The following is a 14,519-nucleotide window of genomic DNA, read 5'->3' as shown; positions in this document are numbered from 1 at the left end:
GCTCGTTCGTACCTGCGGGTGCGTCGTGGTTGATCGCGCAGTTCCCCGCGCCCCTAGAAGCAGGGGCTGCGCCCCTGTAATCGGCGGCCGCCTACCCTCATAGGGCACCCCTGCCCCCCACCCGAACGTGAGTGCCCATGGTTCCGAGCGCCCCGTCCACGAATCCGTCGGCGCTCATACCAGCGCCGGTCACGGCTTCGGGCGCGCCCGGTGGCCCTGGTCGGCGGTTCTCCCTCGCGGGCCGGGAGCCGTACGTGCTCGCGGCCCTGCTGTTCGCGGCGTACGCGACGGTGTCGGTCGGGCGGTACCTGCGGCTGGGGACCCGCTCATACGACCTCGGCATCTACGAGCAGGCCGTGCGGGCGTACGCGCACCTCCAGGCACCGATCGTCGAGCTGAAGGGGCCGGGCTACAACGTCCTGGGCGATCACTTCAGCCCGGTCACCATGCTGCTGGCGCCGTTCTACCGGGTGTTCCCGTCCCCCGTGACCCTGCTGGTGATCCAGGCCGCGCTGTTCGCGCTGTCGGCGGTGCCGGTGACCCGCGCGGCCACACGGATGCTGGGGCGGGCCCGGGGGCTCGCGCTCGGGGTGGCGTACGGGCTGTCGTGGGGGCTGCAGAACGCCGTGGACTTCGACTTCCACGAGATCTGCTTCGCGGTCCCGCTGATCGCGTTCTCCCTGGAGGCGCTGCTGCGGCGGCGCTGGCGGGCGGCGCTGCTGTGGGGCCTGCCGCTGGTGCTGGTCAAGGAGGACCAGGGGCTGACGCTCGCGGCGATCGCGGTGGTCGTCGCGCTACGGGCCCGGCGGGAGGGAGCGTCCCGCGTGGTGCCGTACGCCATCGGCGTCGCGTCGTTCGGCGCGGTCGCCACGCTGCTCACGTTCACCCTGCTCATCCCGGCCTTCAACACCGCCGGCTCCTCCGACTACCTGGCCAAGGTCGGCGGCTCCGGCCCCCTCGACGGCCTCGACGTCAAGATCCGCACCGTTCTCTGGCTGCTGATCCCGACCAGCGGACTGCTCGCCCTGCGCTCCCCGTTCCTCCTCGCCGTCCTGCCCACCCTGGGCTGGCGGTTCGTCTCCTCCGACGACAACTACTGGGGCACGGCCTGGCACTACAGCGCCGTCCTGATGCCGATCATCACGCTCGCGCTCGTCGACGCCCTCCCGGCCGCCCGGCGCAGCTCCCGGCCGTGGCTGCGCTCGTACGCGCTGCATCTGCCCGCCGCCGTCCTCGCGGCCTCGCTCGCGCTGACGACCGCGCTGCCGCTGGGCGGCCTGACCAAGGCGGACGCCTATCGGGTGCCCGCCGAGGTCGGGGCGGTCGACAAGATGCTCGACACCATCCCCGACGGGGCGACCGTCGAGGCCAACATCGGCCCGATAGCCCGGCTGACGTCCCGCTGCCGGGTCTTCTGGATCGGTCGCGCGAAGGGGCTCGCGCCCGACTACATCGTCTTCAACAACCGCTCGGGCTGGGTGAAGGACGTCCCCGCGTACGCCCGTCAGCTGCACCCGCGCGACACGTACGTCCTGCGGGGCGTCATCCAGGGGTTCGTGCTCCTGAAGCGCACGTCCCCCGCCACCACGCCCCCGTCCTCCTGACACGGACGGAGCCCGGCGCCCGGAGGCTTCCGCCTCCGGGCGCCGGGCTCTCCCCCGGTTCCCCCCGCTCCCCCGTGCCGGGTGGCAACCGGTGGCTACTCGGTGGCGATGGCGTTCAGGACGTTCATCCTGCCCGCCCGGAACGCCGGGACCAGCGCGGCGAACAGGCCCACGAAGGCCGAGCCGATGAAGACCCCGATGATCGTCGGCCACGGGATGTCGAGGACCTTCAGGCCCTCCAGGGCGAGGAGCTGCTGCGCGGTGGCGCCCCAGCCCATGCCGAGCCCCAGGCCGAGGAGCGCGCCGAAGAGGGCGATGACGACCGACTCCAGCCGGATCATGCGGCGCAGCTGGCGGCGGGAGAGGCCGATCGCCCGCATCAGGCCGATCTCCCTCGTCCGTTCGACGACCGACAGGGCCAGCGTGTTCACCACTCCCAGGATCGCGACGATGATCGCCAGGGCGAGCAGGCCGTAGATCATGTTGAGGAGCTGGTCGATCTGGCCCTTCAGGGCCTCCTTGTAGTCCGTCTGGTCGCGGACCTCGTACTGCGGGTAGTCGTGCAGCGCGTCCTTGAGGGACTTGTACGCGGCCGCCTCCTGGCCCTCCTTCGCCGAGGCGAAGAGCAGCTGGTCGAGGGGCATCTTCTCGGCCGGGACGTACGTCGCCATCGTGTCGATGGAGGTGTACATCGCCCCGGCGTCGATGACGACGTCGCTGCTGGTGATGGCGCGGACGGTCAGGTCGGCGGTGCGGCCGTCCTTGAAGTCGACGGCGATCTTCGAGCCGAGCTCGACGCCGTGGTCCTTCGCGAACTTCTCGTGGACGGACATCGAGTCGGGCCTGTAGGCGTCGGCCAGCTTGCCCGCGACGACCTCGGTGGCGAGGTCCGTGGCGTAGCTCGGGTCGGCGGCGGTGATCGCCGTCTTCTCCAGCGTCTTGCCGTCGGGGGTGGTGAAGTCGGCCTGGGTCCACTTGTACTCGGTGACGCTCTTGACGCCCTCGGCGGACTTCGCTGCCTGCACGGCCTGCGGGGTGATCAGCTGACCGGTGTCGGACTGGATGATGAAGTCCGTGCCGACCGTCTTGTCGAGCTGATCGGTGGCCGAGGCCACCATGGAGGAGCCGACGACGGAGAGACAGGCGACCAGAGCGAGACCGATCATCAGGGCGGCGCCGGTCGCGCCCGTCCGGCGGGGGTTGCGCAGCGCGTTGCGCTCGGCCATGCGGCCGACGGGTCCGAAGGCCCGCAGGAGGACCGCCCCCAGCACCCGCACCACCGCGCCCGCGAGCAGCGGGCCTATGACGACGAAGCCGATGAGGGACAGGACGATCCCGCCGCCGAGCCACATCGAGCCCTCGCTCGCCTTGTCGGCGGCGGAGGCCAGGTAGAGGCAGTAGCCGCCGGCACCGGTCAGCAGCAGACCGATCACGGCCCGGACGAGACCCGCCTTGGCGTCCAGCGGGGCGCCGGCGTCGCGCAGGGCGGCCATCGGGGAGACCTTGCCGGCCCGCCGCGCCGGCACATAGGCGGCGAGGACGGTGACGACGATGCCGAGGAGCAGACCGACCGCCGGGGTGGTCCAGGCGATGGTCAGGTCGTCGGTGGACAGGTTCATGCCGGTGGCGCTCATCAGCTTCATCAGGCCGACGGCGAGGCCGACCCCGCCGGCCACACCGAGGACCGAGCCGAACACGCCCAGGAGCAGGGCCTCGACGAGGACCGACCGGTTGACCTGGCCGCGGCTGGAGCCGATGGCCCGCATCAGGCCGATCTCCCGGGTCCGCTGGGCGACCAGCATCGAGAAGGTGTTGATGATCAGGAAGATGCCGACCAGGAAGGCGATCCCGGCGAAGCCGAGCATGGCGTACTTCATCACGCTCATGAACTCGCCGACGTCCTTGGCGTTGGCGTCCGCGATCTCCTTGGCGGTCTGCACCTTGTAGGCGCCGCCGAGTTCGGCGGAGACGTTCTTCTTGACCTGCGCGTCCGTGAAGCCGGTGTCCGCGGTGATGTTGACGTTGGTGTAGACGCCGGTCTCGCCGACGAGGGCCTTCTGCGCGGTCTCGGTGTCGAGGTAGAAGATCGCGGCGCCCGGGTTGGTGACCTGGAACTCGGCGATGCCGGAGACCTTCGCCTCGTGCGTGCCGACGGCGCTGATGACGCCGATCTCGTCGCCGAGCTTCAGGTCGTGCTTGTCGGCGGTGTCCGCGTCGACCACGATCTGGTCGGGGCCGCGCGGCGCGTTGCCGGACGCGATCTTCATGGTGCGGGCGTCGTTGGCGTTCCAGTTGCCGACGATGGTCGGGGCGCCGCTGGTGGGCGAGAGGTTGTCCTTGTCGGCGTCGACGACCGTCACCGAGGTCGAGAACACGGTGCCCTCGGCCGACTTCACGCCGTCCGCGCCGCCCACCTTGTCCACGACCGACGCCGGCATGACCGGCGGCTTGCCGTTGCCGGACTGCGTCTCACCGCTGTCCGAGGCGCCCTTGGCGCTGACCGTGACGTCGGAGGAGGTGGCCGCGAAAAGCTTGTCGAAGGTGGTGCCCATCGTGTCGGTGAAGACCAGGGTCCCCGTCACGAACGCCACCGACAGCAGGACCGCGATGGCCGAGAGTGCCATGCGTCCCTTGTGCGCGAAGAAGTTGCGCATCGAGGTCTTCATGACAGTCATGACGTACGCCCCCGGGCGTCGAAGTCCTTCATGCGGTCCAGCACGGCGTCGGCGGTCGGCTTGAACATCTCGTCGACGATGCGGCCGTCGGCCAGGTACAGCACCCGGTCCGCGTACGAGGCGGCCACCGGGTCGTGGGTGACCATCACGATGGTCTGGCCCAGTTCGTCGACCGACCGGCGCAGGAAGCCCAGCACTTCGGCGCCGGCCCGCGAGTCCAGGTTGCCCGTCGGCTCGTCACCGAAGATGATCTCCGGCCGGGCGGCCAGGGCGCGGGCCACGGCGACGCGCTGCTGCTGGCCGCCGGAGAGCTGGGTGGGCCGGTGCTTCAGGCGGTCGCTCAGGCCGACGGTCTCGACGACCCGGCCCAGCCACTCCTTGTTCGGCTTCCGGCCCGCGATGTCCATCGGGAGCGTGATGTTCTCTATCGCGTTCAGCGTGGGCAGCAGGTTGAACGCCTGGAAGATGAACCCGATCCGGTCCCGGCGCAGCTGCGTGAGCTTCTTGTCCTTGAGCCCGGTGATCTCGGTGTCGTCGAGATGGATCTGACCCGAGGTCACGGTGTCGAGTCCGGCGAGGCAGTGCATGAGGGTGGACTTGCCGGACCCCGAGGGGCCCATGATCGCGGTGAACTGGCCCCGCGCGATGTCCACGTCCACGTGGTCGAGGGCGACGACGCGGGTCTCACCGGACCCGTACGCCTTCACGACCTGCCGCGCCCGCGCGGCAACGGCCGTAGTCCCTCCAGTACCCCCGTGCCTGGTGATGGTCACAGCCGATGTCACGGTATGTCTCCTAAGTCGGGCAGCGGATGGTTACGCCGCTCGGTGGACGATCCGGGTGAGCCGTAGGAGCGGCTCGACTTGGTATGCCGATGAGTCTGGCCCCCGGACGGGGCCCGGCGCGCTGGTGCCCAGCGCAGTCTTCTGCGGGGGTAAACCCCACCCTCGCGGGTCCGGTACGCCGCCCCCCAGCGGCGTAAAGCCAGATTAAGGACGGACGGCGTCCCGTCTCGTCCTCCGGCGGTACGAACCGGCCCCCAGCAGTAGTACGGAGGTACCCCTAAGGGATCTCGCCCCTGGGGAGGAGACCGTCTCGGGGTCCACCTCCTCCCTCCGTCCCCCACCGGCACGACCAGGCTGCACCCTGCCGTGGCGTGAGGGTCAATGGCATCGTGGTCGCCGGCGGATAGGTGCAAGGGGAAGGCATCCGGTGGACGACGATCGGACGGACGGCGACCAGGCGGGCGGTGATCAGGCGAGCGACGGTCGGACGGGCGACGGTCGGACAGCCGGGGGTCAAGGCGGCGACCGGACGGGCGGAACACGGCCGGCGACACGAGACTCGGCACGGCCGACCGGAGGGAACGGGCAGCACGTCGGAGGAGCCCGACAGCCGACCAGGGCGGTGAGCCGGCCCACCGAACGCGCCGGACAGCCGACGGGCGGGGCCGGACAGCCCGGCGAAGGGGCTGGGCCACCCGCCGGGGATACCGGTCGCCGCAGCGCCGTCACCGTCGCGTTGATGCTGGCCATGGGGCTGGCCGCGCTGGACGCCACGATCGTCTCGATCGCCGTCCCGCAGATCGTCGCCGACCTCGGTGGCTTCTCCGTCTTCTCCTGGCTCTTCTCCGGCTATCTGCTCGCCGCCACCGTCACCCTCCCGGTCTACGGCAGGCTCTCCGACACATTCGGCCGCAAACCGGTCCTCGTCGTCGGCGCCGCCGTGTTCCTGCTGGGCTCGCTGCTGTGCGCGCTGGCCTGGAACATGGCCGCCCTGATCGCCTTCCGGATCGTGCAGGGCCTCGGCGGCGGCGCCCTCGCGGGCACGGTGCAGACGCTGGCGGCGGATCTGTACCCGCTGGAGGAACGACCGAAGATCCAGGCCAAACTGTCCACGGTGTGGGCGGTGTCGGCGGTGGCGGGCCCAGGGGTGGGCGGTGTGCTGGCCGCCTACGCGGACTGGCGCTGGATCTTCCTCATCAACCTGCCGCTCGGCGCGGTGGCGTTGTGGCTGCTGGTCCGTCATCTGCACGAGCCGCCGAGGGAGTCGACGGGCGGCCGGCCCCGGATCGACTGGGCGGGCGCCCTGACGATCCTCGCCTGCGGAGGGGCCCTGCTGACGGCGCTGGTGCAGGGCGGGGTGGCCTGGCCCTGGCTCTCCTGGCCCTCGATCACGCTGCTGGGCACGGGAGTCGCCCTGATCGCCGTGCTGGTGCTCGTCGAACGCCGGGCCGCCGAGCCGATCATCCCGGGCTGGGTGTGGCGCAGGCGCACGATCGCGGCGGTGAACCTGGCGCTCGGCGCGCTGGGCCTGTTGATGGTCGCGCCCACGGTGTTCCTCGCGACCTACGCCCAGTCCGTACTGGGCCTGGCTCCGGTGGCCGCCGGTTTCCTGGTCTCGGTCTGGACGCTGACCTGGCCGTTGTCGGCGGCCCTGAGCCAGCACGTCTACCGCCGTATCGGCTTCCGGAACACGTCGGTCCTCGGGATCACGGTCGCCGCGCTCGCCCTCTTCTCGTTCGCCTTCCTCCCCTACCCCGGCGAACCCTGGCAACCGACGCTGCTGATGCTCCTGCTGGGCGCCGCACTGGGGCTCTTCCAACTGCCGCTGATCATCGGCGTGCAGTCGTCGGTGGAGTGGGAGGAGCGGGGCACGGCCACCGCCTCCATCCTGTTCTGCCGCCAGACCGGGCAGACCCTGGGCGCGGCGGTGTTCGGGGCGGTCGCGAACGGGGTGCTGGCGTCCCGGCTGGGCGGCTCGGGCAACCTCGACGCCGTCACCCACGGCCTCGGCACCGGAGCGGCGGCCGAACCGTACCGCCACGCGATCGCGGACGCGGTCCACACGGTCTACCTGGGAGCGGGCTGCGCGGCGCTGGCTGCCCTGCTGGCGCTGCTGGCGCTGGCGCCTCGGAGGTTTCCGGTACTGAAGGACTGAGCCCCGGAAAGGGAGTTGCCCCGTCGACGGATCCGTCGACGGGGCAACCGGGCTATCGAATCGTCACTTCGCCCAAAAGATCATCCGACCGTATGAATCGAGCATCGTCGGATCCGGGTGCCCCACGTGAATGCGGCTCTCGATGAGGGGGTGCTCCTCGGAGAACAGGGCGTCCAGTTCGAAGACGGCCTGGTCCACGTCCTCCTCGATCTCGGGCGTACGGCTGCGGACCCAGAACGTCAGTTCCACGCGTTCCGTCTCGACGAGGACCGCGACGGCGACGACGTCCGCAGAGATCAGACCCAACAGGGCCTGAACCGCGTCCAGGACGATGGCGTTCTCGCGCCGCAGCGCGTCCGGGCCGGTCACGGGGCACTCGCGTTGGGATTCATCGGCACCACACTCGGACTCTTCGTTCCCTTGATCATGAAGATGTTCGTGGCCACGCCCAGCCGGCCGGCCCGCGGATTGTTGTCGTACCCGGTGACGCTCGAAACCCTGATCTGAATGTGTCCGTTCTTGGTCACGCCCATCACCTGCGCCTGGCCGCCGTGGTAGGCGTCGAGCACCTTCTGGGCATCGGCGTGCGAATTGAAGTAGCCACCGCCTCGGTATCCGTTTCCGTTGAGAATGTGGCGATCCTGCTTCTGCTTGCTGATCGTCTTCTGAACCTGCGGAAGTTCGACGACATTACCGGCCTTGTCGACCATGAACCTGGGACAACTGGAGTTGTGGACCAGGACCGGGGTCTCGCCGGCCAGCACGTAGTACGTGTGCAGGTCCGCGACCGTGAAGTTGTACGTACGGGCGTGCCGATCGAAGGCGCGGTTGCCGGTGACGACGACCGTGTCTCCTTCGTCCGTGCGCAGGGTCATGCCCGCCCGGAGGTCGCGTGCCTCGATCCAGTCCCGCTCGGACGGCGACCAGAACGGGTGCTCATGGGTCGCCGTGAGCTGCTCGACGCCGTCCTCGGTGGCGATGGACAGTTCGTTGAAGTGCTTGTCGTTCTCCGTGACGATGAGACGAGTGACCTCACGGGCACCTGTCTCACCGGTCTCAGGATCCGTGGCGAGAACCTCGTCGCCGACCTCGACGTCCTCGATGTCCTTGGTCGAACCGTCAGCCATCCGCACGCCGGTGCCCGCCAGGAAGCACTGGGTGCAGTCGGGCTTCGGGGCCTCCACGTCCTTCGCCGACTTCTTGCTGGTGTTCTTCACCAGCTTCTTGGCCAGCGACTTGAAGACGCCTCCGATGCCGGACAGCCACCCCGCCACCTCGGCGGTGTCGTCGCCCGCGTCGTACGCCTGGGAGTCCTCGTCGACGCCCTTGCCCTCGACGAAGTCGTCGTACATGTCGGTGGCGCCGCTGCAGTCCTCGAACCAGCAGCCGGGGCTGAACTCGGACATGGCCTCGATGCCGGAGAGGATGTTGTGGCCCGCGCCCGCCGCGAAGTCCTTGAACGACCCCTCGGCCCTCGGATCCTCCGGCTCCTTGTTGTCGCAGATGCCGTAGTTCCGCTGGACCAGCGAGCAGCTGCTGCCGCCGCCCGACGAGGAGGCGTAGTTGGCGCTGCCCATCGTGGACATGCCGCCGGAGCCGTTCGACGACGAGGACCTGCTGCTGACGTAGTTGTAGAACGCGACGATGAACTTGACGATCGCGATGAACAGCGCGACCAGGGCGAAGAAGAACTTGCCGTCCGGGTCCGCGAAGGTGACCGGGTTGTTGTTGCTGTAGGCGTAGCCGTTGATCTGTTGCGGGTCCTTGAGGTCCGCCACCGGGTCGACGCTGAGGAAGCGCCCGGTGGTCGGGGCGTACTCGCGGGCGCCGAGGTGGGTGAGACCGGTCGGGTCCTCGATGCCACCCACGAAACCGCGTTCGCCGACCCACGCGGGCGCCGCCGTGCCCCGGTCCTCGCCGAACGGCTTCGTCTGCCGCCGCGTGACCTGCTGGGTGGCCGCGTCGACCTGGACGTTGGCCGTGCCGTTGTGGTCACCCGCGATCCAGGACAGCCCCGTCACGGTGCGTACCGCGACCGTGTCGCTGCCGTGGACGTAGTAGCGGGTGGCGGACACGTTGCCCGCCTTGTCCAGCCGCAGTTCGGTCTCGCCCAGGTAGAGCGTGGCGCCTGTGGCGTCACGGCGGATGAGCCGGTTGCCGCTCGCGTCGTTGAGGTACTCGGATGTCGACTTGTCCGCCTCGGTGACCTTCTCCAGGCTGCCCTCGGTGTTGAAGTCGAGGTCCTGGGTCCTTCCGCCGACGGTCCTGAGGTCGGTGTTGCCCGCCTTGTCGTAGGTGTAGCCGGTGGTGGCGGTGACCTTGCCGTCCTGCTTGGTCTCGGTGGAGGCCAAGGCGTGCGGGCGGGTCTGGTCGGCCGTCTTGTAGGTGTACGAGGTGGTGGCCCCGGACACGTGGTCGGTGGCCGTCTTGCGGTTGCCGGCGCTGTCGTAGGTGAACGACTGCCAGTACTTGCCGGGTCCGCCCACGGTGGCCTTGGCGGGCGCGGTGGCGCAGTCGGCCGTGGTCGTCCAGGCGGACTTCAGCCGGCGGTGGCCGTCATAGGTGAAGCACTGCCGGTCGGTGGGGCTGGTGGCCTTGTCCTCGATCTCGACCGGGTTCCCGGCGAGGTCGTAGCGGTAGTACACGTCCGCGTCGGTGCCGGTGTGGGTCTCGGAGACCACGTTCTGGCGGGCCAGTCGCTTGGTGCCGGTCTCGTAGGACCGGTTGACCTCCGTCCAGTCCGCCGTCGAGGAGACGCCCAGTGTGGTGCGGATCTGCTCGCCGGCCGGCAGGTAGTCGGTGTTCTGGACGATGCCGGTGAGGCCCTTGAGGGTGTCCGGCATCCGCTGCTGGGTGTAGCCGTACTCCAGGATCTCCTTGCCGAGGCCGCCCATCGCGGGGATGGTGCGCTTCTGCAGGGTGCCGTCGAGGTTGTAGACGTTCTCGATGGTCCAGGTGCCGTTGGTGCCGGCCAGGGCTCCTTCGGTCTTGCTGATCGTGTACTGCTCGTTCTGGACCCGGTAGGCCTTGTCGTACTTGGCGTTGGTGAGCGCGTACACGCTGCCGGACTTGCCGCCGACGTACCGGATGGCCGAGGTCAGCCGGCCCTTGGCGATCGAGTCGTACGTCCAGCGCGCGAGGTACTTGGCGTCCTCGGGCGCGGGCACGCCGTTCACCACCGGAACCTTGCCGTCGAGCTTGCCGGTGGTCCGACCGAGCGCGTCGTAGGTGAAGCCGATGGTCTTCTGCCGGGCGTCGGTGGTGGCCACGACCTGGTCGAGGTCGTCGAAGTCGGAGATGCTGGCGCCCGCGTCCGGGTCCGAGGTGCTGGTCTGCCGCCCCAGCAGGTCGAAGCCGTACGACCAGGCGTTGCCGTCGTCGTCCTTGACGGAGGTCAGCCGGTCGGCGTGGTCGTAGCCGTAGGTGAGGCGGCTGAAGGCGCCGGTGGCCTTGTTGCCGTCGTACTCCAGCTTCTCGGTCAGCCGGCCCCGGGCGTCGACCTTCTCCCGGACCGCCGGGGCGCCGGTGGGCGGTTCCACCGTGGTGGTGTCACCGGTGTAGGTGTGCGTGGTGCGGGAGAACTCCTTCTCGTTGGTGAGGATCTTCTCGATCACCGGTCGCCCGGCGCCGTCGTACACCGTCTCCGCACCGGCGGGTGCCGCCGTCAGCAGGTTGGCGAGCTTGCCGGAGGGCGCGGTGGTGTCGATGTAGTCGGCCGAGGACGACACGGCCAGGCCGCGGGTGTCGTACTTGGTCTCGGTGATGACGCGGCCCGTGCCCGAGGCGGCGGGCGTCTGGGTCTGGCGCGGCCGCAGCAGCGCGTCATAGATGGCGTACTCGGTGCGGTACGTGGTGCCGTCGTTGTTCAGCGACTTGGTGGCGACCCACGACGCGTCCGTACTCTGGATCTTGTACTCGAACTTGTGCGTGGGTGACTTCCCCGCGCCCCGGTCGCGGTCGGCGAGCCATACGTCGGTGAGCCGGCCGAAGCTGTCGTACGCCAGCTCCGTACGGTTGCCGTTCGGGTCGACGGTCGCGGTCCGCACGCCCCAGTCGGGCGCGTACTCCGTGGTGGTGGCGTGGTCCAGCGCGTTGGTCTCGACGATCTTGGTCAGCGGGCCGCCCGCGGCCGGGGTGTACTCGGCGTGGTTGGTCCGGGTGCCCTTGGTGTCCCAGCTGTCGGTGAGCCGCCCCAGCGCGTCGTACCGGGCCGTGGTGACGGTCTGGAGCCGGGCGTTGCCGTCGGTGCCGTAGCCGGTGACGCGCTCCTGCCGGGTCGAGTCTCCCTTCGTCGGCGGCTTCCCGTACGCCTGCCCGTCGTAGGACATGCGGACGTCCGAGATCGCATCGGTCGTCTTCGGGTCGTTCGTCCGCTTGGGTGTGGCGTCGCAGGCCGTGGAGACCTTCTCCACCCGCTTCGGCAGGGACAGGATCCACGCCGTCTCGTTGACGGCGTACTCCGTGACGACGCAGTCCTTCTCGCCGGCCGCGTCGGTCTCCTCCTTCAGGGCGAGACCGCTCGTCGGGTCGTACGTCGTCGACTTGGTGGAGGTCAGCGTGGTGCCTCCGGTCACCGGGGTGCGGGTGACGGTGGAGGCGGTGCGGACCATGTACGCGTTGACCGTGCCGTAGGAGTGCTTGTCCGTGGCGGTCGTGCGGGACCAGGGGGTGTTGATGGTGCCGCTGGTCTCGGGGCCGTCGACGCCGTTGTACGTGATCTGCTCGCGGGCCTGGCCGGCGAACTGCTCGGAGTCCGTCACCGCCTTGCCCGTGGAGTCGGTGACGGTCTCCTTGCGGGTGGTGTCCCCGGACTGCTTGTCGCCGTCCATGCCCCGGTAGTAGAGGGTCGTCGACTTCGAGCGGATGCCGGTGGGCTCGCCGGTGGTCGTGGTGACCTTCTGGTAGCCGCGCCAGATGTTCCAGGTGCGGTACTTGGCCTGGGTGATGGGCGACTCGTCGTCGTACGCCCACGCGCCGCCGCCGCTGTAGGTGTAGTCCGTCTGCTTCAGCGGGGCGCCGCCGTACGGGTCGGACTCGGTGACCTGGGTGACGACGTACTTGTGGAAGAAGTCGGTGCGCGGCTTGGGGTCGGTGCCCGGCGTCGGGTTGGACGGCGGGATCCACTTGACCGGGTAGCAGCGCCGGGTGTTGGAGTCCAGCTTGGAGGGGACATCGCTGCCGGCGACGCAGTCCTCCTTGGAATAGTTCACCGTCAGCTTGGAGCCGGTCTCCGAGAGGACCGAACGGACACGCCACTTGATGAAGGGGGCGACGTCGTCGCCGGTGCGGTCGACACGGTTGTGCAGCTGGACGCCGCTGAAGGTGACCGAGGGCAGGGAGGCGTCGGTGCCCACCTTGCCGGTGCGCTTGATGGAGTCCAGCCACAGGCCGGCGTCCGAGCCGTCGCCCGGGTCGGGGAAGGTCTGCCCCAGGTGCCAGGCGTTGACCGCGCGGTAGTCGCTCTCGGCGCTGCCGGCACCGTCGTACACCTGGGTGGTGACGTCGGTCAGGCGCTTGCGGGTGAAGAACGACGGGCTGGGCTGGTCGGTGCAGGGCTTGTCGGCGGCGCAGATCTGGTCGAACGGGACGTCCGGCCAGGCGTTGCGGTTGGACGAGGTGAGCGAGCCGCAGCTCTCGCCGCCGGAGACGGGAAGGCAGCGCTCGGCGACCGTGAACTTCACCCGGGCGGCGGCGGGCTGGGTGGTGGAGAAGATCGTGTCGGTGCGCTGGCCGTAGTCGATGCGCTTGAGCCAGCCGCCGCGGACGTACGCGGTGCCGTTGCCGGTGGTGCCGTTCTTGGCGTAGTGGTTGAGTTCCTTGTCGTACCAGTACGTCATGACGTTGCCGTGCGGGTCCACGACGTAGTCGAGGTTCCACCGCCAGGCCTGCGTCTTGGCGCGGCCGGAGAAGGAGTCGCCGGAGGAGTACCCGGGCTCACCGGAGTCGTCACCGAAGACCGGCAGCGTCCACACCGAGTTGGTCTCCGGCTTGCCCGAACTCCAGCCGGGCAGCCGGTTCTTGCCGAAGACGTACTGGGTGCCGTCGGTCGAGGTGACCGTCCAGAACTCGCCCTTGTCGCCCTTGTCCCCGCTGTCGCCGTCGTCGCCGTTGGTCGCGCCGGTGTCGTGGACGACCCGCTCCCCGTCGTCGCTCTTGGGCCGCCACTTACCGTCGGAACCCTTGAGCAGCGGCGTCGACTTGCCGTTCAGGACGAGGGAGGCGTTCTCCTCCTTCCAGCACTGGTCGTACTTCTTGTCCTGGCCGTCGTCCTCACAACTGCCGTACGCCCGCTCGACGTACGAGGTCGACAGGTCGAAGCCCTCACCGATCCAGGACGACTGCGCGCTGGTGGAGGAGGTACGGCCGTCCACGCTCTGCGCGGAGTAGCCGATGGACAGGTTCGGCGCCGGACCCGCCGGGGCCGGCGGCGTCTCGAAGGGGTAGTTCCAGGTGAAGTCGCCGTTGGAACCTCCGGCCGACCAGGTGGAGGAGGCCGCCAGCGGGGTGGCCTCGTACGTGCCCTGGTCGGAGCCGGCCGCGGCGGACAGCGCCATGACCATGGCGGCGGGCTTCGCGGCCCCGCCCGCCTTGGCCTTCGGCGGGGCGACCCGGGCGGTCACCGTCTCCGCCTCGGCGTCGTTCTCGGACGCCACCGGTGTGGTCCTGCGGCACTCCGCCTTCTCCGGCGTCGTCAGGGCGCACGCGGGGAGCTGGACGAGACGCAGCCGGGAGGACCAGTTGCCGCTGTAGGCGTCGGCGAAGGAGCTGTAGTCGACGGTGGTGACGGCCTTGGTTCCGTCGCCGCCGGAGACGGTGAACACCAGGCCGTCGATGCCGAGTCGACCGGTGGCCTTGCGGCCGAGGACCCGCACCTCGGGCGCCTGGGGTGACTTGAGTGCCTGGGATGACTTGAGTGCCTTGGGTGCGGGTGCCTTCGACGGCTTCACCGTCACGGCGGACTCGTCCGGCCACGTCACCTTCGCGCGGGCCTTCGCGAGCGTCTCGCGCGCGGCGGCCACGGTCGGGTCCTTGACCTTGGTGACCTTCGGGTCGAAGGGCCGGGCCTTGCCGTACCTGGCCCTCTGCAGGGCGGTGTGGTCGCGCTCGTCGTCGGCGGCGAGCGCCGGGGCGGCGCTCAGCAGCGTGGCGACGATCGCCGTGGACAAGGGCAGCACGACGGACGCCAGTCGGCGTCGGCCCGCTCTGCTCCATGCCCAGCTTTCGGGCAGCAGTGAGCTGTTCCTGGACAACACGTGAGGGGTTCTCCTGGATGAAGGGATGAGGAAAGAGAAGAGGGTCG

The 14,519-nt window shown here is 69.6% G+C and carries 6 protein-coding genes; 2 read left to right on the top strand and 4 right to left on the bottom strand.

From position 1 onward, the window contains the following. Nucleotides 1-137 precede the first annotated feature (137 nt). On the top strand, nt 138-1,604 hold the full coding sequence (locus P8T65_RS27760; RefSeq protein ID WP_316727938.1) for a DUF2079 domain-containing protein: 1,467 nt from the start codon (nt 138-140) through the stop codon (nt 1,602-1,604). A gap of 95 nt (nt 1,605-1,699) precedes the next feature. On the opposite strand, the gene P8T65_RS27755 is transcribed toward P8T65_RS27760, so the two are convergent. Next, nucleotides 1,700-4,279, bottom strand: coding sequence for an FtsX-like permease family protein (locus P8T65_RS27755; RefSeq protein WP_316727937.1), 2,580 nt, complete (start codon nt 4,277-4,279; stop codon nt 1,700-1,702). Continuing rightward, nucleotides 4,276-5,064 carry an ABC transporter ATP-binding protein gene (locus P8T65_RS27750; protein ID WP_316727936.1) on the bottom strand — a complete coding sequence of 263 codons (789 nt, stop codon included), beginning with the start codon at nt 5,062-5,064 and terminating at the stop codon, nt 4,276-4,278. The genes P8T65_RS27755 and P8T65_RS27750 overlap by 4 nt, the downstream gene beginning before the upstream one ends. Before the next feature lie 739 nt (nt 5,065-5,803). Here P8T65_RS27750 and P8T65_RS27745 point away from each other — a divergent pair. Beyond that, a complete protein-coding gene (locus P8T65_RS27745; protein ID WP_399100459.1) occupies nt 5,804-7,219 on the top strand; it encodes an MFS transporter in 1,416 nt (471 codons plus the stop codon). A gap of 63 nt (nt 7,220-7,282) precedes the next feature. On the opposite strand, the gene P8T65_RS27740 is transcribed toward P8T65_RS27745, so the two are convergent. Both P8T65_RS27740 and P8T65_RS27735 read right to left on the bottom strand, forming a co-directional pair. Continuing rightward, nucleotides 7,283-7,588 (bottom strand): hypothetical protein, encoded by a 306-nt coding sequence (locus tag P8T65_RS27740; protein ID WP_316727934.1) that lies wholly within the window; start codon nt 7,586-7,588, stop codon nt 7,283-7,285. Next, a complete protein-coding gene (locus tag P8T65_RS27735; protein ID WP_316727933.1) occupies nt 7,585-14,472 on the bottom strand; it encodes a polymorphic toxin-type HINT domain-containing protein in 6,888 nt (2,295 codons plus the stop codon). Before P8T65_RS27735 ends, P8T65_RS27740 begins: the two co-directional genes overlap by 4 nt. Nucleotides 14,473-14,519 lie beyond the last annotated feature (47 nt).

It is taken from the genome of Streptomyces sp. 11x1 (assembly GCF_032598905.1).
Classification (GTDB): domain Bacteria; phylum Actinomycetota; class Actinomycetes; order Streptomycetales; family Streptomycetaceae; genus Streptomyces.
Note: the sequence above shows the minus strand (reverse complement) of the source record. Positions and strands in the feature narration are given on the sequence as shown.